The sequence below is a fragment of the Coleofasciculus sp. F4-SAH-05 genome (assembly GCF_040222985.1).
Classification (GTDB): domain Bacteria; phylum Cyanobacteriota; class Cyanobacteriia; order Cyanobacteriales; family Coleofasciculaceae; genus Coleofasciculus; species Coleofasciculus chthonoplastes.
Map to the genome: position 1 here is coordinate 42461 of NZ_JAVKBY010000121.1, position 25893 is coordinate 68353.

The following is a 25893-nucleotide window of genomic DNA, read 5'->3' on the forward strand; positions in this document are numbered from 1 at the left end:
GTCTCTACTAAATTCTGATGCTGCTATTCAAATTTAGATGGTAATTGCTGTACCATCAAACTTGGTCAGCGAGAAACAGCTATCCTCGTTATACGTCAGCTTTTGCTCCTGCAAAATTCCGATCGCGATCGCTTCTCCTAATTTTACCGATTCGGTGTAGTCTGTCCGCCAGTGTACACCTGCCATGTTGCGACCAATGGAAATATTTGCGGCTAGCTTATTCAACTCACCACCTACGGTGAGAACCTCTGTACCGGGTCCACTATAGGGAATGTAAGACACCAACTGCGTCCCATCTTGATTCGGCACCATTGGCTTTGGTATCTGATAAGACTCATCAAACCACGCCTTTAACATCGTCACACAAGCCCCCGCCACTGTCGCATGTCCCGCACCGTAAGCCGGATGAGTCGGTGATCCTTCGGGAAACACTTGCGGTAGCAGATAATTACCATTTTTATCAAACATCGCTTTAAGTGCCTGAGAATTGAGAATCTCTGGATGAATTGGATACTCCGCCCGTCCCGTTAAATGATTGTGAATCAGTCCACCAAAGGCTTCAGGGCGTAGCCGCCGATGCACAAACCATTTTTGATACCAAACCGCTTTTAAGGCTCGCGTCGCCACTTCTGTGACTAAACTGAGGATATGCGGTCCACCAAACGTACCAAACCCATCCTGATTCTCTGACGTGATATAGAAATTCCCCCGATCAAACGGTGCGCCCATATCCAATAAAATCAAACAAGCATTCAAATAGGCTTGATAGAGGGCATCGAAATGCACATAATTGCCTAAATCCCGCATATTCCGGATATAGCGCGGCACTTTATCAAATTTATCCTGACCACTGAAATCAAAGCCATTTTGCACCGCCAACCACATTTTATAATCGGTCATAAAGTCGCTGTTGGGAACAACCGTCCGTTGGCGTTGGTTAATGGTCAGCGTGCCATATTGGATATCTTTGAGCAGGAATTGCGAGATAAAAGGACCCACCACATCTCCCAGCGTAGACCCTCGAAAAATGACATCCGGTGTCACCTTACCCTCTTCTTTCGGTCCCCGGAAATCCGAGCAGTTTGAGAGTTCTTCCGCAGCTTTTTCAATGTCGCAGTTATCGCGAAAGTCGGTAAAATTCACTTCTCGTAATAGCGCCATCCAGTAAAGTTCGATGGCTTCACAAGCATTTTCTGCCCCATCGATACGGGGAGCAGGGCGAATCGTGACTGACTGAGCATCGGGTCCTTCTAAATCAAAGGCTAACGCGGCTTGTGGATTGATCAATCGACGACAACCCAGGCGTTTCTTTTCCTCGGAACTGGATTCGGATAACTCAGATTTGCCGCGAGTACAGCCCCGTGGTATTGCCTCAAAATCGTCAGGATTGCCACTACACAAGGCTTTGAGGAATAGGCTGTAAGCCTTTTGGTCTACTTCACCTAAATCGTTATGGGGTAAACCTTTGGAATAGTTGGCAATGTAACTGAGTTCGTTATCAGCGTTCCGATACGCCGACTCCTCACCATTATTTAAATGGTCAGGATGGGAGCGTAAAAAGGCAATTTCAGCCGCTTCTTCACGAACTTGGCGAGATAAGCTGCGACGGGAGAAAATTTTCTTCATATTAATCTATGCTTGGAACAAGAAGCTTTATTCTTCAACAGCAATAGCAACCCGCCCGGATACCTTTTAGGTTGGGTTACCCCTAAAATTTTCCAGCTCAACTTGATCCACCGTTGACCCACGGCAGACAAGGATACGGTTGCTCAGGTTAGACGATTAGACCAATGGTAGAGGCTTCAATGACTCGCTGTCTATATCCCACATTTTTCTTTACGAAAACGGGATGCCACCTGATGCGATCGCTCACAAAAATATGTATAAGGATAAAGTATTAACTGTTTTAATGCCGTAATAGGGACGCACCTACGTAGTCGGACTGGCGGTAAACTGCTAAATCCAGGTGAACTCCCTCCGTTTTGGTAGAGATCTCCTGTTTCTAACCCGGTCAGTTCATGGGCAGCAATACCCGGTGCAGCTGAGGAAGAATTCAGGAATCCGAGAAATGCCACAGCCCCCATTCCTCCTATTTCCCGTTCCCTGTTTCCTCCCCTCACCACAATAAGCTGTCATGCATTTAAATTGGGTATTAGTAGCGAGCAAGATGCTCGCACTACAAGGATTTCCCTATTATTGATATTAAGGTTTAAATGCCGAACAGCTTACTTATTCAGTAACCCCTAAGCTAAAATCACGCATCATCTTCTTAATCTCTATGTTGTGCATTTCCTCCTGGCCAATTTGACCCCGGGCAAATTCTTCGAGATAGATGGAAGCATCTTCCACGATATCCAGAAGGTCTTTATAGAGATCTAAGGCTTTTTTCTCATGATTAAGGCTTTCCTGTAAGATATCCTGCACAGAATGTTGGTAAGTTTCCTCGATGGGCGCAATCTTTTGGCTGGGATGACCTTCTAAGCCTGTGATAATTTCTCCCACCTGTTGAGCGTGGAGCAGAGACTCACTAGCCTGTGCCTTAAAAAAGTTGACAATCGGAATTCGGTTGGGACCAATGATCATCAAGGAGTAATGAGTGTAACGCACGACACCAGCCAACTCAAACTCCATAATGGTGTTGAGTACGTCAATGGTCTTTTTCAGGTCAAGTTCTTTCATCATGTTGAGGTTACGGTATGTAGATTCACTGAGATCTGTTTTAGTTTATCTTTAAAAAACTCTAACAAATCAGCCAATCTACAACAGTTGCTAGAGAACATTTGGCAACCTCGGTAAGGGGAGCTCTTGAAGCTGGGGGAGCAATGTAGAAACGTAGCATGCTACGTCTAATGTAGAAACTAGGCATGCTACGTCTGGAAGTTGGGGGAGCAAGATGCTCCCGTTACGGCGAACCGCTTATTGTTGAGCATTATTCAAGTTCGCCCCGTCTAAGTTAGCTCCCGCCATATCTGTTCCTGTGATAGTGGCGTTGTTGAGATTGGCATTGTTTAAATCGGTATTGCTCAGGTTCGCGCCTTCCAGGTTAGCACCGTCTAGGTTGGCTCCTGCCAAATTCGCTCCAGCTAAATCTGCCCCGTTGAGATTAACGCCATTTAGATTAGCATTTTCTAAGTTAGAATGACTTAGATTTGCCCCTTCGAGATTGGCTCCTGCCAAATTCGCATTGGCTAAATCGGCATTGGTACAATCGGCACCTTTGAGATTTTTGCCACTCAAATCAGCGCCGTTGATGGTTAAGCCCGCACATTTGAAGTTACTGGGTGCGACATTGGCATCACTGACAGTAGTGGGTGGGGATATCGCCGCTTCGGTTTGGGCTGACTGACTGACGGCGGCGTTGGTTACACTATTTCTCTGTAACAACCATCCGGCTACACCAAGGGCGATGATCACCGGAAGTGCGATCGCGACCCCCATAACTAAAGGTTTACCACGTTTAGCTTTTCGGAGTTGAGCTTCTGCTTGGATGTTTTCTAGCTCAATCTGGTGAATTGCCTCTTCCATAAACTCTGATGGAATTTGGGCTTCGGTTCCAGCATCAATTAGCTCTTGTACCGAATAGCTTTGGTTGTGCTGGGCATAGAGTTGAGCAGCTCGCGTCAAAACGTCTTCGGCTTGCTCTTCTGGAATTCGATGGTTTTGCAGTTTCATAGGAGAGTTAGCGTGAGTACAATGAGCAATTTCCAGATAAAATGGCTGGTTCCGAGAAACGGAGAATAAATCGTCGTTAACGGTTTCAGCGTCTGGCGCAATTCAACGGCGATAAAATTTATAAGCAGACAAACTTAAACTAGGTTGAATGCTTATTTAGATTTAAGCGGGAGTGGTTACTCTTACTATTGAGAATAGCTTACTCTTAAGAAAATTGAAGGGATTGAGGCGTATTTTTGAGAAAAAATGGTAAAATTTTACTGTTTGCTTAAAAAGGAATCGGTTAGTTAAAGCGTTGATAAAGAAAACAGCGACTAGAGATTAAGTAGGTGGGGACAATTAAAGTGAACGGTGGAGAATTCGCTGTCGCGAGAAGCAAGCTACGTTTATGTAAGGGTTTGAGGGTTGTTTACATAACTTGATTTAGATTAACCTTGGGGAAAAAGCCATGAATATCCGTATTGGGAACGGTTACGATATCCATAAACTGGGAAACGGACGCCCTTTGATTCTGGGGGGTGTAAACATTCCCCACGAATTGGGATTGCTAGGACATAGTGATGCAGATGTCCTCACCCATGCGATTATGGATGCCATGCTAGGCGCATTGAGTCTCGGCGATATAGGTCATTATTTTCCCCCCACTGACCCAAAATGGGCAGGAGCGGATAGTCTAGAGTTATTAAGTCAGGTGAATGAGTTAGTGCGATCGCACAGTTGGCAGATCAGCAACATTGATTCCGTCATCGTCGCCGAACGTCCTAAGCTGAAGCCTCATATCAAAACCATGCGCGATCGGATCAGCACGACTCTCGACTTACAACCGGATCAAATTGGGATTAAAGCCACCACGAATGAAAAATTAGGACCTGTGGGGCGGGAAGAAGGTATAGCGGCTTATGCTGTAGCGTTATTAGTTAAAGAGCATTAGTTCTTGGTCGGAAATTAATAAACTCAATTTTCCCCAATCACTGCTTGTGCGGCGGTTGTCGTATAGGAATCTCAACCACAAACTCAGCCCCTTGTTCAGGAGTTGAATTACACCACAGCTTACCGCCATGTTTTTCAACAACAATTTGGTAACTAACCGCCAACCCTAACCCCGTCCCTAAGCCTACAGGTTTTGTCGTAAAAAAGGGGTCAAATAGCCGTTTTTTGGTCTGCGGACTCATCCCGATTCCATTATCCGCAATGCGGATACAAATATAATGATTGTCCGGTTCAGAATTATCCATTTCTCCCCTGGAGTGTTCCTCGGTTAAACCATCCGTTATTGAGGGGTGTGCGGAGTCCGTTTGACTAAGACCTGTACGAATCGTAATCGTTGGTGAAAATAAGACAGTATCCTGGGAAAACTCCGCCTCAGTTTGAGACGAATCGCAATTTTCCTTGTCCTCGATCGCGTCAATCGCATTCGTCAAAATATTCATGAAAACTTGATTTAACTGTCCGGGCCAACAATCGACTGGCGGTAAATTTTCATACTCTTTAATTATACAGATTCCTGCTGCTCCCGGATTCCCCTTGAGCCGATATTGCAAAATCATCAAAGCACTTTCAATACCCGAATGAATGTCTATTGTCTTGCGCCCCGACTCATCTAAACGAGAAAACGTCCGCAACGATTGCACAATTTCCCGAATCCGTTCAGCGCCAACTTTCATCGAATATTGAAGTTTGGCAAAGTCGGTTAAAATAAAGTCCAAATCGATGCTATCTATCCGCTCTTTAATAACGGCTGGAGGATTAGGATAAGCGGTGCGGTAAAGTTGCACCAGCGCTATGAGGTCTTGGTAATATTCTTGGGCATAAATCAGATTGCCATAAATAAAATTGACCGGATTATTGATTTCGTGAGCAATACCTGCCACGAGTTGACCCAAACTGGACATTTTTTCGCTTTGGATCAACTGGGATTGGGTGCGCTGCAAGTTGTGGAGTGTTTTTGATAATTGGGCGGCTTGTTTGCGGGCGTGTTCTGTGGCTCGACAGCTAGCGGCGTAAAGTTCAGCTTGTTGGAGCGCCATGAGCAGTTGACTAATCACCGCTTGCAGGAGTTCAACTTCGCTATCTGTCCAAGGGCGAGTCTCCTGAGTGTGGCTGCAACTAATAATCCCGGTGATTCCGGACGGGGTTTCCAGGGGGATAAGCAAGAGAGACTGATAGTCGAGCGATCGCATAAATTCCTGCAATAATGGATCGCTCACCGTTTCAACGGTATCAATCCGCACAATGTCCAGATGTAATATCTGCTGCGTGAGAACGGTATTGGTATCCGCCCAATAGCAGTCTGTCAAATCGGGAAGCTGAGACTCTCGATCTTCTGTGACAACTTTCCAATAAGCCGGCGTCTGCTCAGTATGATATCGGATAAACTGACAGCGATCGATTCGCAATAGCTGGCGGATTTCCAGTACCGTTGTTTCCAGAATCGTATCTATGTCTAAACTATTGCGGATTTGCGTCGAGAGGCGATTGAGCAAGGATTCGCGGCGAGCTTTTTCGCGCCAGGGTTCTTCTGGCTGCAACGCCGATTCAGCCGTTTGACGGGCGCTCACATCTTGAACGACGAGCAAAAAGTATTTCGGATCTCCTTGAGGCGTTCGCACTAAGGATAGGGTAATTTGCACCCAGACAATGCTGCCATCTCGGTGTCGGTAGCGCTTTTGTTGGCAGTGACAGTCTAGAGTCCCCGCTAAGAGTAACTCCATTATCGCGCGATCGCTTGCCCAGTCATCAGGGTGAGTTAGGTCTTGCCAGGTGCAGGTGAGAACTTGATCACGGGTATAACCAACAATCTCACAAAATTTGGGGTTGACCTGAATGACTTTGCCATCCGTCGATAGGTGTTTGATGCCAACTGTCGCTTGCTCAAAGCTAGCGCGGAAGCGGTCTTCACGTTCATTTAGCTGTGCCTCAACAGGTTTGGATGGAGTGTCCACAACAGAGGTTCTAGCTGGATTTGGTCGGGTGAGGTTGGAAGGAAACAAGGGTTTTGAGTTAACGCTAAACCAAGTTAACCTGCCGTCAGGTTTTTGAATGCCCATGATAACATTCAGGAGGTGGAAACGTTTGCGATTGAACCTGTAAAGGTGCAGGGTCGCAGGGGGCGGATGTGAACGCTTGTACTCTAATAAAACTTTCTTTATATTTGTTTAGATTATTTAGACTCCAGTAATTATCCTCCATCATAATATCCGGTACGATATTACACTTTTTCATAGCCGCCATTAACCAAGCTCCTAGTTTTCCAGATAAACATCAACCCATGATCCAAACTCCTATCAACTGGTCTAACCTGCTGCAACAGATCCTCGACAGACAATCATTATCCCGTGACCAAGCCTCACAACTGATGCAGGGATGGCTAAATGAGGACATTCCGCCAGTTTTATCGGGAGCGATTCTGGCTGCGATTCAGGCAAAAGGCGTCTCTCCATCGGAATTGGCAGGAATGGCTCAAGTCTTGCAGGAGCAATCCTTACAGCAGGACACCATTGACCATAAAACACCAGTTATTGATACCTGTGGCACAGGCGGCGATGGTGCATCCACCTTTAATATATCGACGGCTGTAGCTTTTGTCGCGGCGGCGGCGGGTGTGCGGGTTGCCAAACATGGGAACCGTTCCGCCTCCTCGAAAGTGGGTTCTGCCGATGTTTTGGAGGCGTTGGGCGTCAATTTATCTGCCCCACCAGAAAAAGTCCAGTCCGCATTGGATGAGGTGGGCGTGACGTTTCTCTTTGCCCGGGGATGGCATCCGGCGATGAAAGCCGTAGCCCCATTGCGACAAACCCTGAAGGTGCGGACGGTATTTAATTTATTAGGACCGCTAGTCAATCCCTTGCGCCCCACCGGTCAAGTGATTGGCGTATTTGATGCTAACGTGGTGTCAACAGTTGCCCATGCGTTAAAACAAATGGGAATTCAGCAAGGAATTGTCCTCCATGGACGAGAAAACCTGGATGAAGCGGGATTGGCTGACGAAACCGACTTGGCACTTTTATCCGATGGTGGGGTGCGACTGTCTACGCTGAATCCGCAACAGTTTGGCTTAACGTCAGCACCCACAGGGGCATTGCGTGGCGGTGATGTGGCGGACAATGTGGACATTCTCACCCATGTTTTACAGGGGAAAGGAACCGCCGCCCAGCAGGATGTGGTGGCATTAAATACTTCGTTAGCGCTGCAAGTGGCTGGGGTTGTGGCGTTGGAGGATCACCAAGCTGGGATTGAACAGGCAAAGGATATTCTCAAAAGTGGGGCGGCTTGGTCGAAATTGGAACAACTTATTCAATTCTTGCAGAATTAGATCCTGTAGGGGCGACCCGCTTTCATTAATTAACAACGGCGTGTACTCAATTTGCTCGGGTCGCCCTTTACTCAATTTTTCCGATGAGCCATATCACGTTCAAGTCTGTTAACTATAAAGACTATTCAGCCGCTATTCAAGGGGTAAGACGCTCGGTTTTTCACATTGAACAGGGCGTTGATCCAGCCTTGGATTTGGATGGCAAAGATGAAACTGCCGATCATATTCTGGCGTATGTCGAGAATCAGGCTGTGGGAACCGTCAGGGTGAGATATTTGGATCATCAAACGGCTAAAATTGAACGCCTTGCTGTTTTGTCGGATTTCCGAGGACGAGGAATCGGTAATACATTGATGGAAGAAGCCCTCAACATGGCAGCCAACCAGCAAATCAATACAGTGGTTATTCACGCCCAAGATTACGTGAAATCGCTTTATCTAAAACTCGGCTTTGTACCAGAGGGAGAGAGGTTTGATGAAGCGGGTATTTCCCATGTTAAGATGATAAAATCACTTAACTCTTCGATTTAATATTTAATTCGATGGATTAGCCTTGCACCTCAAAAAAACGTAAAATCTATTTCACTTGTTTAACTGTATCATGCCGATATAGGGCGACCCGAGCAAATTGAGTGGATTCCAATCGTTCATGAAAAACAAGCGGGCATTGGTGTCAACTTAAGCTGAACCCCTCACCCCCAGCCCCTCTCCCACGCCGGGGAGAGGGGAGCGGGGAGAGGGGGATATTAATCGAGGTAGATCATCTTGAATGGTTTCCCAAATTCTGGCTAGATCAATTTGAAAATATTCGTGAGTGACAACATTTAGCATCCCCGCCATCAGACGCCAAGGGATATCCGGATAGAGGTTCTGGATTTCATCAGGTATAGTTCTAGTTGCTTCTCCAATCACAACAAAATCATAGAGAACTGCTTTAACAATGGTTTCCTTACTTTGAAACTCCTCAAAGGTTATGTTGGCTGTACGTTGCTCAATTCCAGTTATGGATTGTAGAATATCTTGAATGCGTAGCCGCCAATCTCTAGAAGGCACGAATTGAATCCTTAAGTACAGGTTCTCGCAAATGTTCTTTCAACGCTTCCTGAGTTCCCAAATCCACAGCACACCCTAAAATATCTTCTAAATAATACTGCACTTTCAATAGTTGAAACAACCCCCCTGGTCGATTAAACTCTACCAAAAAGTCTACATCACTATTTGCATCAGCCTCATCTCGTGCGACTGAGCCAAACAAATTCAGTGATTTTACTCCCATGTCCTGTAATTGTTCTCGATGTGCGGCGAGAATGGCTAGTACCTCATCTCGTTTCATGGTTTGTTTCCTGAAATCAAATCAGTCGTGTCGTTGTCTTGTCTACGTGCTATCTATCAATAGTTTCATTCAACCTCGCTTGTACCAGGAGCACAAGCTAAGTGACCCGTTTCATCATTTGGGATGGCAGGATAGATAGTACCTGGATTGTCTGCTTTACATAATATGGAAGATGTGATCTCATCGTGGATACTTATGTTAAGCACTGTCTGAAATACAAATCCTACATAGCTTCTCAAGTTATCCTGGCGAGATATTGCATAATTGACGACTTGCTCATGCTCATACGAAGGAGAGTTCGATGCTTGATTTTTTTCACGCTTAAATAAAACATAATCTGTATTGTTATATCGTATAGCTGCAAAAAGCGGACTATTAACGGTAACATGGCGAGTATAATATGTGTAATTTTCTGTTTTGGTTTCAATACCAAGTCCTAAGTCTTCAATCGAATTGGAAAATTTATTATATTCTAGATAATAGGCTTGCTGTATGCGATTCATTGATGATAAGTATTTTATTGCTTCCAATTCATTGGCTTTAATTTGTTGACTGGTTAAATAATTTGCGACAGTAAAATAAAAACTCATTCCACCAGCGACAACGGCAACCACAACAGCAATAACACTCAAAACAGCTCCCAGATTAATCGACGGCTGACTTGTCGAAGCTTCAGGAGCAACTGCTGCTGTCAACAATTCTAACGCTTGACGAGCGCTACTGAATCGTTGTTCTGTGGCGGGGTCAATTAACTTTTCTAACCAGTAGCTAAATCGGGGATTCAGGTTAACTCTATCAGCAAATTGTAAGCGTAAATTCTGCTGAGGTAAATCAGCCGGAGCTATCCCTGTCACTAAATGAATTAACGTTGCACCCAACGAATACAAATCAGACGCTGCCACGGCTCGTCCCCACAGTTGTTCGGGAGCCGCATAACCACTGGTTCCTACTACCGTAAACGTTGCCCCTTCTGCCTTGGCTCGGTCTTGTACTGCGCCAAAATCGACTAAATAAACCTGTCCCTGCTCATCTACAATTAAATTACTTGGTTTGATATCTCGATGCAAAACAGGTGGACTAAGTTCATGGAGATAGATGAGAATGGGTAAAATATCTGTGGCAATCTTTTGGGCTTCAGTTTCACTAAAACTATGACCTTGGTCTAACCGTTGGCGTAGAGATAAACCGGGAATATACTGTTGGACTAATCCAAACCAGGGTAACTCGGATTCGGTTTCCTCAATAGAAAAATAATCCCGATAGCGAGGAATTCTCGGATGGTCTAAATGTTGCAAAACTTGGGCTTCTCGCTCAAATAGTTTTAACTCCTCCCACTGCATTTGGGGACTAAATGCCAAGAGTTTTACCACAACTAATTCCTGTGGTTGAGTGTCTAAGTCTTCAGCTAACCAGGTTTGACGCCCTGCATTTTGTCCTAACTGTTGTCTGAGTTGATACCGTCCGTTGAGTATCTGTTGGGGATTCAGCATAATGTTATCCTTTATCATTCATTGAGCCAATCTTTGATTTCCTGAACTAACCAGTCTCGTTCCGGTTCGGTTAATTCTTGCGCTACCGTGCAACGAGTTGATTCGGTTTGAATCAAGATTTCTTTGAAGGGGATTGTTCTAATTGTTTCAATGTTCCGGTTCTAGCTGCTTCAGCACCCGGAATTCAATTGTCCCCAACCAACCCAGAATAATCGTTAGCGCTAGCAGTACAAAGAATAATGGATTTCCTTGACTAAAGAATAGTTTCGAGTACCATAAAATCACGACCTCGGCAATGGTTAATACGCCTAAAAACAAGGGAAAAGTTTTCCGCAAAATTCGCCCTAACCCTAATGTTATCGCCGTTGTTAATAACCCGCCGCGTGCGGGAAATTGAATCAGGAACTGCTGAGGAGACTTCTGAGAGCGAATCCGTGAATGTGCAGGCTGACGGGTAGCAGGTGGGGAACTCTGGCGAACTCGATTAAATTTCAAGTCTTCTAACGCTTGACTTGCACTGCTATAGCGTGGCTCTAATTCAGGCTCCGTTAGGGTTTCAATCCAGTGAACCAAGGTAGAATTGAGGCTGGTGTAATGGCTAAATTGAACCCGCATTTGACGTTGGGGTAAATCAGCCGGAGCAACACCTGTGGCAAGATGAATTAAGGTGGCTCCCAAAGCGTATAAATCAGACGCGGGGACAGCTTTACCCCAAAACTGTTCTAACGGCGCATAACCTGTCGTACCAACGACTGTAAAGGTTACTCCTTCAACCGCTGTCTGATCTTGCACTGCACCAAAATCGACGAGATACACCCGTTCATCTTCTCCCCAAATCAGGTTACTGGGTTTAATATCCCGATGGAGAACGGGTGGATTCAAAGTGTGCAAATAACTGAGAATTTCCAGAACTTCTGTCGCAATCTGGCGTACTTGAGCCTCCGTAAAGCGTTTTCCTTGATCTAGCCATTGTTGTAAGGAAGCACCGGGAATATAATCTTGGACGAGACCAAACCACGGTAAACCGCCTCCTGATTGCTTATCCAGGGAAAAATAGTCTCGATACCGGGGAATCCGAGGATGCTGTAACTGCTGGAGAACTTGAGCTTCGCGTTCAAAGAGTTTCAAGTCTTCCCACTGCATCTGAGGATTAAAGGCGAGGAGTTTGAGAATTACTGGCTGGCTGGGTTGCGCCGAGAGATCCATCGCCAACCAGGTTTGACGACTCGCATTCTGACCCAGCTTTTGTTGAAGCTGATAGCGCTGATGCACTACATCTGGGAGTTGTAGCATCCTCACACCTCGGTTAAGATGAGTGCCACTGACTGGTATGCTGGTGGGCAATGCCCACCCTACAATATATCAACGGTTTCGACGATTTCCTAGTGCAAATTTTCAGTGCCATTCCAGTTAAGATGACAGCTTTCTCTCTAAGGTAACTTAAGAAACTCCGCTATAGTGAGTAGTTACTGGTTATTGGACAATGAACAATCAACCATGAACAACCGATTACAGTGGTGGAAAACGGGGAACCGCAAATATTTAGGTATTCTGGGGCTAATTTGGCTAGCCAGCGCGTTGTGCGATCGCCTGTGGTTTGTGCTTGACAATTCTGTCCCGGCTTGGGATCAGGCGGATTATTTAACGGGTTCGTTAAATTATTGGCAAGCTTTACAACATCCTGAGTGGTTCTCTGGGGAATGGTGGACGAATTTATGGCAACTTTCGTCTAAGATACCACCTTTTACTTATATCGCTACGGCGATTATTCAACAGTTTTTTGGTCGGGGAACGGATCAAGCGACGCTGGTTTTGTTACTATTTAGTGCGATTCTTATCGGTTCAGTTTATGGCTTAGGTGTTCAACTTTTCAATCGTCGGGTTGGGTTATGGGCGGCTGGATTAACGGTGCTTTTACCGGGACTCTATCGCTATCGTTTAGAATTCCTGCTGGATTATCCGCTGACGGCGGTTGTTACTCTCAGTTTTTTCTGTCTCACGGTTTGGCGAAATCAACGGTTAACCTCGGTCATTGCTAAGTCACCATCCAATCACCAATTAGCAATAAGAAAAGAAAATAAAGCATCATATCCTTTAATTTCTGCCTTAAAAAGGGGAACGATTCAATCCCTAGTCTGGGCAATAATTTTCGGCGTATCCCTAGGATTAGCGTTAATGGTAAAGCAAACGGCGCTATTCTTTCTATTTATACCGATTATCTGGGTTATCGCGGGGACGATTCGACGGCGAGATTGGGCAGGTTTGGTTCAGTTAATCGTGGGATTGTTGGTATCTTGGTTTATATTTTATCCCTGGTATCGCACTAACTGGCTACTCATTTTAACGTCGGGGAAACGAGCTACGTTAGATTCCGCGATCGCAGAGGGTGATCCGGCGCTGAATACGTTAGACGCTTGGCTGTATTATGGGAAGATTTTACCCTATTTGGTGTCGTGGGTTTTGTTGCTTGTCCCGATTGTGGGTTTGATTCTTTATTGGCGGAAAAAAGAGAGGGTTTGGGGTGGGGAAGGGGAGGATGTTTTTTTAACGCAGAGGGGCGCAGAGGTTAACGCAGAGGGGCGCAGAGGGTTTCAGAAAGGATATGGGTTGGGTGGGTTAGGTTGGTCTTTCGGTTGGCTGGCTGTGTTTGGGGTCGGGGGGTATTTCTTTTGTTCTCTGAATGTGAATAAGGATGCTCGTTATATTTTGCCATTGTTGCCTGTGTTTTCGTTAGTTTTAGCATCGGGTTTGGTTTTATTGCAAGGTGGTTGGGGTAAGTCTGTTCGCTGGGGTACGGTGGGGTTGGCGTCTGTGTTAATGGGGCTGAATTTGTTTCCTTTGGGCGGTGCTTTTTTAACTGAAGTTCTTGCGCCGCGTGTTCAACATTTTCCTTATTTGGGACAACCTTTTCCTCTGGATCAGGTGATTGATGAAATTATCAAAACTTCTCCGAATTTACAGATAACTTTAGGTGTATTACCGTCAACTCCGGAAATTAATCAGCACAATTTAAATTATTATGGGGCGTTGCGGGATTTTCAGGTGTATGGGCGTCAGGTAGGGGTACGAGAGAAACAGATTGAACAGGATGCGCGATCGCTCTCTTGGTTTGTGACGAAGACAGGGGATCAAGGGTCTGTCCCTGAGGCGCAAGCGGCTATGGTGGAGAATGTTGAACAAGGGGGAGAGTTTCAACTCCAGAAGACTTGGGATTTACCTGATGGTAGTGTCTTAAAGCTTTATCATCGACATCAGCCATTTTTCCAAGTAACAAAAGTCAACAGTAAACAGTCAATTGTAGGGGCGGATTTAGACCCAATTGTAGGGGCGGGTTTAGGAACTCACTTCAGATACCCACCAATAAATGAGCAACAAAACCCGCCCTATTCACCAATAAATGAACAACAAAAACCGCCCTATTCACCAATAAATGAACAACAAAACCCGTCCTTATTCAACAGTCTGCCCTTAAGCGTAGTCGAAGGGTTAGATAAAATTCAATTAAACCGGGTGATTGTGCCAGAGACAGCTCCCCCTGGTTTACCTGTACCTGTTACTTACGAATGGGCTGGGGATTGGCAACCGTTACAATCGGGAATTGTGTTATTAACCTGGCATTCGCTGGAAGGAGGATATCAATATCAATGGTTACACGATCATGGTATTGCCATGGGAAACTTGTTTCCGAAGTCAACAAACAACCGTCAGCTATCAACCGTAACCAATCAATCGCCTAAATACCAGGTTATTGAACGAATGGCGATGTTACCTCCGGCAGATATTCCAGCAGTAACGTATACATTAAAAGCTACCTATTTGAATCGAGAAACAGGGGAAACCTATCCGATATCAGTACCACCTGTGAGGATAAAGATTGCTCCAAAAGCACCTGCAACACCTGCACCGGAATTAGACTTAATCACCCAATTTCGGACATTAGCCGCGACTTTGCCCAATGGTTCTGATTCCCTGGAGGCTATCTTTGAACAAACAGGGCGAATTAATCAGTATGACCCCATTCAAGATTATCTGGTGCAGGCAGATTTGGCGTTGACTCATCGGTTAAAATTGGAATCAAAGCGGTTAGACTGGGCGTATGCCCTAGCTTTGTCTAGGGTTTTACAAGTAGATTCCCAGAGTGCGATCGCGGCGTTAAAGCGGGTCGTCCAGCTTGATCCGCAAAATCCTTATGCTCATGCTTATCTTGCCTTCGTTTATTTATATGAATGGCGAGGTCAAGATGCCCAAAATGCGCTCAAGCCTGCCTTAAGTCTCAACCCAAATCTGCCAGAAGTTCAAGCCCTTTCTGGTGGTGCTGCCCTAATGCAAGGAAATTTAGTCAAAACCTGGTATTTTATTGAAAAATTGAGAAATTAGTCCTGACTGAAACACGGGGGAAGGGCGGGTTTCGCACAAACGTTATAGCAATAGACACATCGATTAGGACGTTCGGCACCATTGTAGAGACGCGCCATGGCGCGTCTCTACATAAATGATGTGTCCTAACAGCCATGGCGGTTGCTATATTATCAAAATCTGGCACGACATTCCCTAAACCCGCCCCTACATAAAACCAGGTTCCCTCTAAGGTTGTGAAGGATAAAAATTCATAACTATTTCATCTAATTCGTTCGTAATAACCTAGATAAATCAATTCCAACTTCCCCCCATACTCTTGAATCAGGGCGAGTTGACGGCGATATAATCCGCGAAAGGTGTTAGCAAAGATCAGAGTAGCGATCGCGACACTCAAACCAGCGACGGTGGAAATTAAGGCTTCACTAATCCCACCTGTCACACCTACCGTGGTTTGACTACCAATATCCCCAATCCGTAAAGCGGCAAAAGCGTCAATTAAGCCTAAAATTGTTCCTAAAAGTCCCAGTAGAGGTGAGACACTAATGATAGTCTCAAATGCTGTGTTGAACCGCTTGAGAATCGGTAACTCCGCTTGCACCGCACTTTCGAGGGCGAGTCGAAATTGTTCTGGAGTGGGACGTTTGAGTTCCAACGCCGCCAGAAAAATTCGGGCGATCGGCAGATCACTGTTTTGTTCTAGCTTGAGAAAGGCTTCGGGAGGATTTTGTTGGTAGAGGTGTAGCACCTCTCGGATCAGGCGATTCTGGCGCTGAGTCACTCGCCGCCAAAAATTGATCCGTTCTAAGATAAGCGCGATCGCGACAATAGAAAGCACTAACAGGGGCAACATGACTACCCCACCCAAGGAAAAAAAGGCGTTTAATGACATGCAGGTGCTCAATTGTTGACATCCTCCCCCGCGCCGCGTGTAGCTTGCTTCCCGCAGGGTACGCACGGGGATTCCCTACCAGTCGAACAACGACAGTTGAACGTACTCAAGGGGGGGTTGACGGCTCAACACGCACTGCCTCAGATGAGGTCTTACACTGGGGAGGAGGGAATAGGTGATTGGGCAAATTTTTGTTGCCTTGTTGTTCACCCCACACCCCATACCCTACACCCTACACCCCTGTTTCCCCTGAATGGCTAAGGAGTATTGGGGATGCGATCAATTTGAGCGTAACCACTGAATATCAGCTGTTGTCCTTGGGTTTCTAGGCGATTGATTCGCATCGTCACGCCATCAAGATTGAAGCGATCCAGATCCACCATATTATTCAAAATCTTATCTAGGGCATCAGTCAAGGCTTCAGAGGTGTCTCGCATTTCCTCTGGAATCGTATCCGGTTCAAATTTCGAGTCTTTGAAGAGAATCCGCCGCCGTCGTTCCACAGCCAAAGTCGAAGTCATGCTAATCGGAACTAACTCCTGATCAGGAAGATGGACTTTAGCAAAAAGCTGAATCCGGTTATTGGGAAGTAGCTTGAGTTGCACATCGGTAAAGGAAATTGGCTTACCCCCAGTGAGATCCTCCAATTCGGGAATGGAAATATTTTCTAAACGCTTTCTCACCAGTTCGGCTTTAAACGACTGATTGATATCGGGTTCTGTCAACACGACTTGGGCGATCGCTTGGGTGGGTTGCTTCAGGTGAATTTGACCCTTAAGAACAGAACTGAAGTCCAAGGACACAGCGTCTGTTTCAAAGGACATCTCCTCCGTCCGAAACTCTCTCCGGATCACCAAGCCTCGCCCCTGCATCTTAAAGCTGTCAATGCTACCCTGCAACAGTTTACTGGAGGGATTGCAGCGCACCGAAACCTCGACAGACTCACTGCGAGTAAAGAGGTGGCGAATCGTATTGCTGGCGACGGTATTGAGCATCCGTTCGCCCCAATCAGTACCAGACGTGTTGGTTAAACCGGCAAAGCCACCGAGCATAGTAGTCCTGTTATCCACGCGAGTTGTCTCTTTACATTTGTAACAAAATGTGAAGACTTCAGCAATCTCACGTTGGGAATATTGATGGATATCCTGAATTAGTAATTAGCATAGACCTAGGGTTGACTTGGGGTCTAGCTATGGGAATAGAATTTCTGAAGTGAATGATTAGTTTTGGTAAAGGTGAGAGAAGGGAACAGGGAACACCTCGACTTCGCTCGGTGTGTCACAGGGAACGGTTTTCATAACTTCAACCCCTAAACTCTACCATGAAATCTGATCAATTATTTTCAAAGCTTAGTCCAGGACGGTCAAAGGATGAGGAGGGGAACATGTCCATCCGGGTGTTTGTTTACGGGACTCTCAAACCTGGGGAAGTCAATTATCAACGCTACTGTGAAGGAAAAGTGATAGCCGCCCAACCTGCGATCGCGTTGGGTCAACTATTCGATTTGCCCATCGGCTATCCAGCGATGATCCCTGGTAATAATCAGGTGCGAGGATTTTTACTGACGTTCACTGAGCCAACCCTTTTAACCGTCTTGGATAAGCTAGAAGACTACAATCCGCAGCGAAACCCAGAGGACAATGAATATTATCGGCAACAAGTGACTATTTATGATCTGGCAAACCAATCGTTAGGAGATGCTTGGATTTACCTAATGCAACCTGAGCGAGTACAGCGTTTAGGGGGTAAACTCATTTCTTCCGGTTGGTGGAGTCCGATGAAATCGGAATGAATACTTTTGGGGGAATGGGAAATGGGCAATAGGGCTGGTGAAGTCCGATGAAGTCTGAATTATAAATACCCCATCTGAAAGGAAATGGGGCATTGAATAGAGAGATATTTTTCTGTTTTCTTGCCAGCGACAGGATTTTTAGGGGTTGAAGATGGCAGAATCAACGAAATTTTCCGGCGAGGCACTTTTAGCCTTGGGGATTTGGATAACTGGACGGTTGACAGCAATCATCAGAGGCTCCGCCGCCTCTTCTGTTACAGGATTTTGAGCCAACCGTGGCATAAACTGACTACCAGGGAGTATCCCAGAAAAGGCACTGACAAACATCGCGGCGATCGCGGCACCCCCCCAAACCATAGTGTTCCGTAGGCGGCGGCGATTGATGCGGGTAAAAACTTGATTTGCCGTCTCTTGAGCGGTTACCTGAGTGGCAGGTATGGGGAGCTGATGCAACCCTTGGCGCAGCTTCATCAGTCGAGTATACAAGCGCTGGCTATTAGCATCGTTTGCTAACCAATCTTGCACTTGATAGCGCTCGGCTGCTGTCACCTCACCATCAATGTAGGCACTGATAAGTTCAAAGCGATCGCGCTGTAGACTATCCATGTCTCTGGCAGCTTTTTGCCCGGAACAGTTATGAGCATCAAAATTAGAGTTCATTTTAGATCACCACCGAGTCTTCACTAGCGCTCAATTATGGATCGTTATCGTTTGTGACATCCTTCCACACTGACTCTATCCGAGAGAGCGTATGGACTTCCTTGGTCGTAATCTTATCAATTACGCTGTTGGCGTTTTATAGTGAGGAGATGCCCAGCCCCACTGTTAAACTGTATTGGCTGATCAGGTTTGACTTTTACCGTTAACGTGCCAGCTTTTGCAGCTTGGCAAATAATAGTTGAAAGTTGACCTTAGTCAGTGTAACGCAAGACTTGGGTGAACTACTACACCCTTCATCCCGTTGCCCTCAAGCGTTTGGGATTACTTCACCCAAGACGTTATATATCCCATGATAGAATGAACTTTGGTTTAGGGGAATAATTTCCCCCAACTCATCCAGAGACCATTAAACATCTAGATAGGGTTGCAGTTGAGACTGTAGTCTTGAGCGGGCTCTAGCGATACGCGACTTAACGGTTCCCAGGGATACCCCTGTAATTTCGGCAATCTCTTCATAAGCCATCCCTTCAATTTCTCGCAAGACAATAGTCGTGCGGAATGCTTCTGGCAAGTCTTTAATGGCTTCTCGTAGCTGGGCGTAAAATTCCCGCGTTGCCATATTGTCTTCCGGACTAGGACCATCAGCAGCAATTTCCCAATCCATCTCACCATCATCCATCCGACGCGGTGCATCCAGTGACAATGGCGGAGCTACCCGCTTGCGCTTGCGTAGCTCATCATAGAAAAGATTGGTCGCGATACGACTCAACCAACCCTTAAATTTGACAGGTTCATTGAGGCGCTTAATATTCCGGTAAACTCTAATCCAAACTTCTTGCGCCAAGTCAGGTCTGTCCTGCCAATCTGGAGCCAGATGGTATAAAACCTTCTCCACATGGGACTGATATCGGCGTAGCAGTTCAGCAAAAGCAGCTCTGTCAGGAGTAATGCCGTCCTGACAGCGCAAAATTAAATCGTAGTTCGAGAGTTTTTCTGGTTGCACCGTCACATTATTGGGTGTGACCTCAACCGGGGACCAGGATAGAGAAATCGATTGGCTCATGGATGGTAATGGGTGCTAGAACATCCTTACTTTTCACAGACGCCTGACTTCACGTAGAGTTCCCGCTTAGATTAGCAAAGGCTTGGTTGGGGTGAATAAACTAAATTTCAATTATCTCTATTCAAACGTACCAAGTACATCCTCCAAACGGGTAGTGTTTCCCGTCAAGTTCCAATATGGCATCTGGAAAAGCCTATCATCATTCTTCTAGAGGAAAGACATCCTATCCGGAAAAACTCACATCTTGCACCACTTGCATTAACTGCTTTCCCATCTCCCCTATCTCCCTCATCTCCCCCATCTGGGTTGACTGACAAAGGTGCAAGATATAGCGCTATGCGCTAGGCAATAGGCAATAGGCAACACCTCGACTTCGCTCGGTGTGTCATAGGCAATAGTGAAGAAACCAGCTTACTAATCAAGGGATTGAGCTTACTAATCAAGGGATTGAGCGATTTGAATTTTTCTTCATTTGTCCTAACTAGAGTGCGTTGTGATCGTCGGGTTGAACTGAAAATCCGTTGCACTGGTGATGGGAAACGCTTCACCTGCGGTTCCATCTGCGCTGTAGCGCCGTGCCTTAATATTAATTAGGTCGCCAGTCTCACGATTTTCCCAGGTTACGACAAAACCGCCATCGGCTAATGCCGTAACATCAGGAAATTCCTGCCTCGTCGCCGTATTGCTGATGATAAACTCTGGACTGGCGATGCCATCTGCCCCATAGCGCCGTCCGTAAATATTTGGACTGTTAGTTTGCGGGTCATCCCAAGCCACGACAAAACCGCCATCGGCTAATGCTGTAACGGTAGGATTTGATTGAGTACCCGTTGCATCGCTGACAACAAACTCTGAATCCGTACCGTCTACTCGGAAGAGTCGCCCGTGAATGTCCTTTTGCAAAGCATTTTCGTTGTCCTGCCATATCACCACAAAGCTACCGTCTACCAAAGCTGTGACGCTGGGAAATAACTCTTGATTGGCTGCATTGCTGATGACAAATTCCGCTCCGACAGGATTACCACTAGCATCGTAGCGTCGCCCATAAATGTCAAAATTACTACTTTGCGAATTCTGGTTGCTATCCCACACGACAACAAAACCACCATCAGCTAGAGCCGTGACACTGGCAAATTCTTGGACTTCCACCGCGTCAGTGATGGTTAATTCTCCTTGAGGTTGTAATGTGGAATCACCTGTTTGGTTGAGCGTAACTGTACCGCTAACTCCTGAACCGTTACCATCGCGATCGCTAGCGTGTAAATTACTGTAACCATTGGCTACGGGCGAGATCCGCAAATCCCAAGCTAAAATCTGGGATGGGTCAGTACCAATAACACGGTTGAGAATAGCACTACTAGAATCTGGCTGGAGGAAACGGGTAATCTCACCCAGATTGATGGAAAATTCCTGCCAGTTGATAATTGTTCCAGCCGAGTTCGTAATCTCCAGAATCTCAGGACTAGGATTAGCGAAAGTAGCAGTGCCATTGACAACTGTGGGGTTGGTAGGATTGGCATGAGCTACGGGCATACGTTAGGACATTACTCTGTTGCCTATTGCCTATTCCCTATTGCCTTTTCACCTAATTTTATTGTCCTAACCTCAATGCGTAGTGCTATAACCTCGTTAAAATCAAGCCTTATCAGTACTAGAGTGAACTCAGACTCCCTGGTTGAGATAGGGTAGAGTTAGCCTGGTTGTGATAGCCTCCTAAGTCATGATGGACGGAACATCCTCACTAAAAACTAGCTTGATGCTGCTTTGCTTTGGGTCAGCCGGATTATTATTGTCAGTAGCTTGGCAACAACGTCAATCAATACCACTCCCCTCGGAGATTGCCCAATCGGTTCAGAGGACATTTCTGGATGGAGAGGATCAGAGCGATTTGGATTCGCCTCAGCCACTGGGGAAATATGGTGAATGGATAAGAGAGCGAATGACCCTTGATTGGGGATGGGGTTTAGATGCCCCTGTTCCCCTAGCCGGATTAATTCTACCTCATCCAGGTTCTTCTGAGCGAAACGCGATCGCCCAAGTATTACCCCTGACTCCCCATCTGAATCAGGCGATAGTTGCTTTGGATGTGCGGCTAGTTGTGGATTTGAGTGATGCTAAGGTGTACAGTTACTGGGGGGAGCAAGAGCTCGCTAGCTATCCGGTTGCTGTGGGTCAACCGGGTTGGGAAACGCCGACTGGTAACTTTAAGGTTCTCCGTAAACAGCGTAACCCCATCTGGCGACAACCGATTACGGGCGATTTAATCCCCACTGGACCCGATAACCCCTTAGGCGATCGCTGGATCGGATTTTGGTCTGACGAACACCATCAGATTGGCTTTCATGGCACTAATGATGAAGATCTAGTGGGTAAGCCAGTTTCTCACGGCTGCTTACGAATGCGAAATGCTGATATTCAGGCGTTGTATGAACAAATTCAAGTCGGAACGCCTATCTTGGTGAGGAAGTAATTCGTCATTTGTCATTCGTCATTTGTCATTCGTCACACTCACAAAGCGAGAAGTAAGCTACGTTATTGGTTGTCTTCCCCATCTTCCTCATCTCCCTCATCTTCCCAACGCCTCTAGGGACTTTTGAGATCAGATTTGGGTTCAAAGTTGGGGGCGTAATCTTGGAGTAAGGAACTCACCTGCTGGAACAGATCTTTGCCGCTACCTCTACGAATCGCTTGGCGTTCAGAGCCAAAATCGGGTCGATGTTGATTTTGCATGATCGCTGTATCCACTTGCTGAGTAATTAACTCTTGCAGTTCTTCTTTGGCTCGTTGACGTTGGTATTTTGCCCCTTCTTCTGTCGTAGCATACAGAGGGGGAAGTCGATTCAGAGCATAGGCGGCAATATCGCCCACATCCAACACCTGATCGCTAGTTGCTTCAATTTCAGCCACTTGTGCGATCGCTTCGGTGAGTACTAACTCCTCCATCACGTTAATAAACTGCTTGCGCGGAACGGCGACGACTTCACCCGTCAACAGCGCTCCCATTAGGCGATCCAACGCCATATATTCTTCGATCGAAAGCTCTGATGCTGTATCACAAATACGCCCAACCTCAGTTTCCATGACTGGGGTTAAGTAACCATCTTGCAGAGCTTGTTCTACGATTTTTTCAATACTCATCGAAAATTGGGGTTGGTAAGGGAGCGAATGGAAACCCCTGTCATTTATGCCTATGGAGGAATTCGCCCCCTTACATAAATAGCACTCCGACAGGACTTCCTTATTTAAAAGCCCCTACCGCCTTGGATTTACTGACGACGTTCGACATATTGCATTTGCCTTTCGTCTGGGCAGTTACAGACTCGTGCTTTTAACCTGTACGCATAGGGGTTGTTTGGTTGCCCGGTGAGGGGCGACTTCCGTTTCCGGAGTAAAGTTTGCCTCGCCAATGTTATGCCTCGGTACTATCCAGAAAGCACTGCTTTAACCCCAGTAAGGCTGTTGTTTAACTTTCTGGTTCTAGAGCTTGGAGCTGGCACGCATCCCAAGGTAGGAACTTCGACTCTTGAGCATAACGTAGACCGCGTAGGTCTTAGGCTGGTCAGGTATGGGCTTTATTTCAAGCCCCCGGAACCTATAGCCGTGGGGTTCCTGACGGTAGTTGGATTGTGTTGCCCATTCGTCGCTCAGATCAGGGGAGACTTACCAGAGTTTACCTTAAACAAAACCCATAAGTGTATAAGATGGGGAAAAACTTCAAAAAAACTTAAACCCTGTGTTAGTCAATACCTTCAAATCTCCAGGGCACTGGATCTACAGCAATGCCATGAACATACAGTCCCCAGTGCAAATGCGGTCCCGTAGAAGCTCCCGTTGAACCCACTGTACCAATTCTTTGATCGGCTTGGACAAAATCTCCTTCTTGAACGTCGATTTGATTTAGGTGCAGCATAATACTCAACACCCCTTGACCATGGTCAATTCCGACTGTATTGCCATGAACATTAAACCCCTGTGATTCTCGTCCCACTAACGCCACTCGTCCGGCGGCGGGGGCGACGACAGGTGAACCTGTTCCAGCCGCGTAATCAACGCCTCGATGATAATAATCCTCGGCGAATACTCCGTTATAATAACGACGCACGCCAAACACCGTAGACACTCGACCTACATTAGGTCTGACTAAGGGTCCATTCCAGAACTTTTGAGGCGTCACCAATGTTTTAAACTCAGCCACCCGATTGAGTTCCAGTTCTGTGGCGGATCGGTTGGCACTACCCGATAGTCGGATACGCTGGGTGGGAAATGATCGATTTTTCAGGAATACAGCCAGGTTCCTCACCTCACCATCCCCAATGACTTGAAATTCTAAACGTCCGGATTTATCCAGAGGAGTGGTTGGGAGTAAGGCGCGATAGCGATTGGCGGTGACAGGAAAGGCGGGATAGATTTTTTGCCCGATGGACACGCTTGGCGGTTGAGTCGTGGTTTCTGTGTCAATCATCACCGACAGCGTATCCCCTAACTGAGGACTTTCTGGGGTTACGCGCACTTGCAGCGCGATCGCGGTTTGAGTCTTAAGCGCCAAAACTGTTGCTAGACCTACAGTTAATGCTGTAGTCAACCGTCCTTTGATGCCCCATGGTTGAGGAAGGAAATGTCGCGGAGTGACTGGAGGCGGTTGACTGGGAATTCCTGAACTCTGGGTGTTGAGTCTGGCTTTTTCAATGTCTTCAACCATTTAGCGTCTTGAACCTCAATTCAAACTGTTACCACAAAATAAGGCGATCGCAGCACTACAGCTATAAACCTGTTCACTGATTGCTTAACTGAACTCGACAGAGCCTGATACTGGCGTTCATATCAAGGTGTCGTGACCCGTCTAACGTAGACTACGGTGAGTCTCAGTCTGCACGTTCCGACGCAAGTCCAGATATGCTTAGGTGTGCATAGTTCTGTATAGGTTTTTCGGAACGGTTAGCGGTGGTCATGGCATCCAGTTCTCTAAGTCCTTGAGGTTATTCTAGCTGGTAGAGAATGGAAAAAGGGGAATTGTAAATTACTGTTTCAAGAACGATAGTTTATGCAATTTTTTTTTACAAAAGCTAAAGTTGATCTAAGTCGTGGTGACATGTCTGTCCAGCCAAGACTGAAAATGACCTGAGTATCAGGAGATTGTATGCCATTATACGCAGAGTTACACCGTCATCTGGGGGGTTCAGTTGTGCCTCGGATTCTCTGGCGATATTTTCAACGTCAAACTAATCCGTTGACCCAGAACTTTGATGACTATGACGACTTTGAGGAATTTTACACGCGATCGCGCAATACATTAGATGAGTATTTGGAATTGCACACGTTAGTCGAACATCTGCAAACGGCGCAAACCTTACCCTATTTTATTTATCGCTTAATTCGCGGCGCGTATATCTTTGAGAATTTAGCCTATTTAGAACTCCGGTATACGCCTTATTTACGCACATCGGAACAGTTGAGTCAATCGGAACGGATTGATCAGATGGCGCAGATTGTCGAGATTGTCGGACAAGCCAGTCAAGTCAAGGATTATCCGATGGTGACGAGTCAAATTCTCTGTATGCATGCGCGGCTTCCTTATGCGGTGAATAAGGCAATTGTGGATCTCGCCGCCCAAGCCAAAGATTATGTCTGTGGGGTGGATTTGGCAGGAGGAGATGCCCACTATGGGAAACGATTAGCAGAATTTGTCGGACTCTATCAGTATGCGCGATCGCTCGGTCTAAATACAACGGGTCATCTCTACGAAACCAGCGACGGTTGTTATCCTGAACTGTTGCCCTATTTAATGCGGATTGGTCATGGAATTCATATTCCCTTAAAGTATCCAGCGTTGTTAAAAGAGGTTGCCCAGCGCCAGCAATGTTTAGAAGTCTGTCCCACGACGTACCTAAAAACCGGAACCTTGAAGGATATTCAGCAACTTAAAGTCGTCTTTGATTCCTGTTTCGAGGCGGGGGTTGACATTGCCATTTGTACCGATAACGCCGGATTAAATAATGTGCGTTTACCCTTTGAGTACGAAAACTTATTAACCCAAGATATTATTGGTTTTGAGCAAATGCAAGCCTGTCAAGATGCTGCCTTTCGTCACGCCTTTGCTTGGCCCCATCAACAGCATCCCGCCTCTCTATTAACCGGATTGTTGAAAAATCCCAGAGATGAGGTAGTCACCGCAAATGGTACGCCGAGAACCAAAGATTAAGTGGTAAAACCCGCTGACATAAATTAACACCCTGTAGGGGCGACCCGCTAACATAAATCAACCCCCTGTAGAGGCGAACTGCTAACATAAATTAACACCCTGTAGGGGCGACCCGCTTGCATCAA

The 25893-nt window shown here is 46.3% G+C and carries 23 protein-coding genes; 7 read left to right on the forward strand and 16 right to left on the reverse strand.

What is annotated here, in order from left to right:
* Positions 1-33 precede the first annotated feature (33 nt).
* The 4 genes from RIG27_RS14635 to RIG27_RS14650 all read right to left on the reverse strand — a co-directional run bounded on the left by RIG27_RS14635 (position 34) and on the right by RIG27_RS14650 (position 3672).
* Positions 34-1626, reverse strand: coding sequence for a vanadium-dependent haloperoxidase (locus RIG27_RS14635; protein ID WP_446346249.1), 1593 nt, complete (start codon positions 1624-1626; stop codon positions 34-36).
* Positions 1627-1817: 191 nt separating this feature from the next.
* Positions 1818-2075, reverse strand: a complete 258-nt coding sequence (locus tag RIG27_RS14640) for a hypothetical protein (protein WP_446346251.1) — start codon at positions 2073-2075, stop codon at positions 1818-1820.
* 154 nt (positions 2076-2229) lie between these two features.
* Positions 2230-2679 carry a ferritin-like domain-containing protein gene (locus RIG27_RS14645; protein WP_446346311.1) on the reverse strand — a complete coding sequence of 150 codons (450 nt, stop codon included), beginning with the start codon at positions 2677-2679 and terminating at the stop codon, positions 2230-2232.
* Between the two features lie 237 nt (positions 2680-2916).
* Positions 2917-3672 (reverse strand): pentapeptide repeat-containing protein, encoded by a 756-nt coding sequence (locus RIG27_RS14650; protein WP_446346253.1) that lies wholly within the window; start codon positions 3670-3672, stop codon positions 2917-2919.
* Positions 3673-4120: 448 nt separating this feature from the next.
* Here RIG27_RS14650 and ispF point away from each other — a divergent pair, with 448 nt between their 5' ends.
* Positions 4121-4603, forward strand: a complete 483-nt coding sequence (gene ispF, locus RIG27_RS14655) for a 2-C-methyl-D-erythritol 2,4-cyclodiphosphate synthase (RefSeq protein WP_446346255.1) — start codon at positions 4121-4123, stop codon at positions 4601-4603.
* Positions 4604-4640: 37 nt separating this feature from the next.
* On the opposite strand, the gene RIG27_RS14660 is transcribed toward ispF, so the two are convergent.
* Positions 4641-6719 (reverse strand): PAS domain S-box protein, encoded by a 2079-nt coding sequence (locus tag RIG27_RS14660; protein WP_446346257.1) that lies wholly within the window; start codon positions 6717-6719, stop codon positions 4641-4643.
* Between the two features lie 221 nt (positions 6720-6940).
* On the opposite strand from RIG27_RS14660, the gene trpD reads away from it, so the two are divergent.
* Both trpD and RIG27_RS14670 read left to right on the forward strand, forming a co-directional pair.
* Positions 6941-7984: an anthranilate phosphoribosyltransferase gene (gene trpD, locus RIG27_RS14665; protein ID WP_446346259.1), complete on the forward strand. Its 1044-nt coding sequence runs from the start codon at positions 6941-6943 to the stop codon at positions 7982-7984.
* A gap of 83 nt (positions 7985-8067) precedes the next feature.
* Positions 8068-8514: a GNAT family N-acetyltransferase gene (locus tag RIG27_RS14670; RefSeq protein ID WP_446346261.1), complete on the forward strand. Its 447-nt coding sequence runs from the start codon at positions 8068-8070 to the stop codon at positions 8512-8514.
* 147 nt (positions 8515-8661) lie between these two features.
* Here RIG27_RS14670 and RIG27_RS14675 read toward each other — a convergent pair whose 3' ends face one another.
* From RIG27_RS14675 to RIG27_RS14690, 4 genes are all read right to left on the reverse strand, one after another.
* Positions 8662-9036 (reverse strand): HepT-like ribonuclease domain-containing protein, encoded by a 375-nt coding sequence (locus RIG27_RS14675; protein WP_446346263.1) that lies wholly within the window; start codon positions 9034-9036, stop codon positions 8662-8664.
* A complete protein-coding gene (locus RIG27_RS14680) occupies positions 9026-9316 on the reverse strand; it encodes a nucleotidyltransferase family protein (RefSeq protein WP_446346265.1) in 291 nt (96 codons plus the stop codon). The genes RIG27_RS14675 and RIG27_RS14680 overlap by 11 nt, the downstream gene beginning before the upstream one ends.
* Positions 9317-9381: 65 nt before the next feature.
* Positions 9382-10806, reverse strand: a complete 1425-nt coding sequence (locus RIG27_RS14685) for a protein kinase domain-containing protein (protein WP_446346267.1) — start codon at positions 10804-10806, stop codon at positions 9382-9384.
* A gap of 147 nt (positions 10807-10953) precedes the next feature.
* Positions 10954-12099 carry a serine/threonine protein kinase gene (locus RIG27_RS14690; protein ID WP_446346313.1) on the reverse strand — a complete coding sequence of 382 codons (1146 nt, stop codon included), beginning with the start codon at positions 12097-12099 and terminating at the stop codon, positions 10954-10956.
* Between the two features lie 204 nt (positions 12100-12303).
* Between RIG27_RS14690 and RIG27_RS14695 the strand changes: the two genes are divergently transcribed.
* Entirely contained in the window at positions 12304-15183 is a 2880-nt protein-coding gene (locus tag RIG27_RS14695; RefSeq protein ID WP_446346269.1) for a tetratricopeptide repeat protein, read from the forward strand.
* 241 nt (positions 15184-15424) lie between these two features.
* Here the strand turns inward: RIG27_RS14695 and RIG27_RS14700 are convergent, their stop codons facing one another.
* Positions 15425-16054, reverse strand: coding sequence for a MotA/TolQ/ExbB proton channel family protein (locus RIG27_RS14700; protein WP_446346271.1), 630 nt, complete (start codon positions 16052-16054; stop codon positions 15425-15427).
* Between the two features lie 257 nt (positions 16055-16311).
* The gene (locus RIG27_RS14705) at positions 16312-17106 is read right to left on the reverse strand and encodes an LmeA family phospholipid-binding protein (RefSeq protein ID WP_446346315.1); all 795 of its coding nucleotides are present in this window, start codon (positions 17104-17106) and stop codon (positions 16312-16314) included.
* Positions 17107-17438: 332 nt separating this feature from the next.
* Between RIG27_RS14705 and RIG27_RS14710 the strand changes: the two genes are divergently transcribed.
* Positions 17439-17846, forward strand: a complete 408-nt coding sequence (locus tag RIG27_RS14710) for a gamma-glutamylcyclotransferase family protein (protein ID WP_446346273.1) — start codon at positions 17439-17441, stop codon at positions 17844-17846.
* A gap of 138 nt (positions 17847-17984) precedes the next feature.
* On the opposite strand, the gene RIG27_RS14715 is transcribed toward RIG27_RS14710, so the two are convergent.
* From RIG27_RS14715 to RIG27_RS14725, 3 genes are all read right to left on the reverse strand, one after another.
* Positions 17985-18506: an anti-sigma factor family protein gene (locus RIG27_RS14715; RefSeq protein WP_446346275.1), complete on the reverse strand. Its 522-nt coding sequence runs from the start codon at positions 18504-18506 to the stop codon at positions 17985-17987.
* Positions 18507-18912: 406 nt separating this feature from the next.
* The gene (locus RIG27_RS14720) at positions 18913-19569 is read right to left on the reverse strand and encodes a sigma-70 family RNA polymerase sigma factor (RefSeq protein WP_446346277.1); all 657 of its coding nucleotides are present in this window, start codon (positions 19567-19569) and stop codon (positions 18913-18915) included.
* 477 nt (positions 19570-20046) lie between these two features.
* A complete protein-coding gene (locus RIG27_RS14725) occupies positions 20047-21102 on the reverse strand; it encodes a filamentous hemagglutinin N-terminal domain-containing protein (RefSeq protein WP_446346279.1) in 1056 nt (351 codons plus the stop codon).
* Between the two features lie 187 nt (positions 21103-21289).
* Here RIG27_RS14725 and RIG27_RS14730 point away from each other — a divergent pair, with 187 nt between their 5' ends.
* The gene (locus RIG27_RS14730; protein WP_446346281.1) at positions 21290-22039 is read left to right on the forward strand and encodes a L,D-transpeptidase; all 750 of its coding nucleotides are present in this window, start codon (positions 21290-21292) and stop codon (positions 22037-22039) included.
* 113 nt (positions 22040-22152) lie between these two features.
* Here the strand turns inward: RIG27_RS14730 and RIG27_RS14735 are convergent, their stop codons facing one another.
* Positions 22153-22707: a late competence development ComFB family protein gene (locus RIG27_RS14735; protein ID WP_446346283.1), complete on the reverse strand. Its 555-nt coding sequence runs from the start codon at positions 22705-22707 to the stop codon at positions 22153-22155.
* A 598-nt stretch (positions 22708-23305) separates the two neighbouring features.
* Positions 23306-24268: a M23 family metallopeptidase gene (locus tag RIG27_RS14740; protein WP_446346285.1), complete on the reverse strand. Its 963-nt coding sequence runs from the start codon at positions 24266-24268 to the stop codon at positions 23306-23308.
* Between the two features lie 438 nt (positions 24269-24706).
* Between RIG27_RS14740 and RIG27_RS14745 the strand changes: the two genes are divergently transcribed.
* Positions 24707-25768, forward strand: a complete 1062-nt coding sequence (locus RIG27_RS14745) for an adenosine deaminase (RefSeq protein ID WP_446346287.1) — start codon at positions 24707-24709, stop codon at positions 25766-25768.
* The last annotated feature ends 125 nt before the right edge of the window (positions 25769-25893 follow it).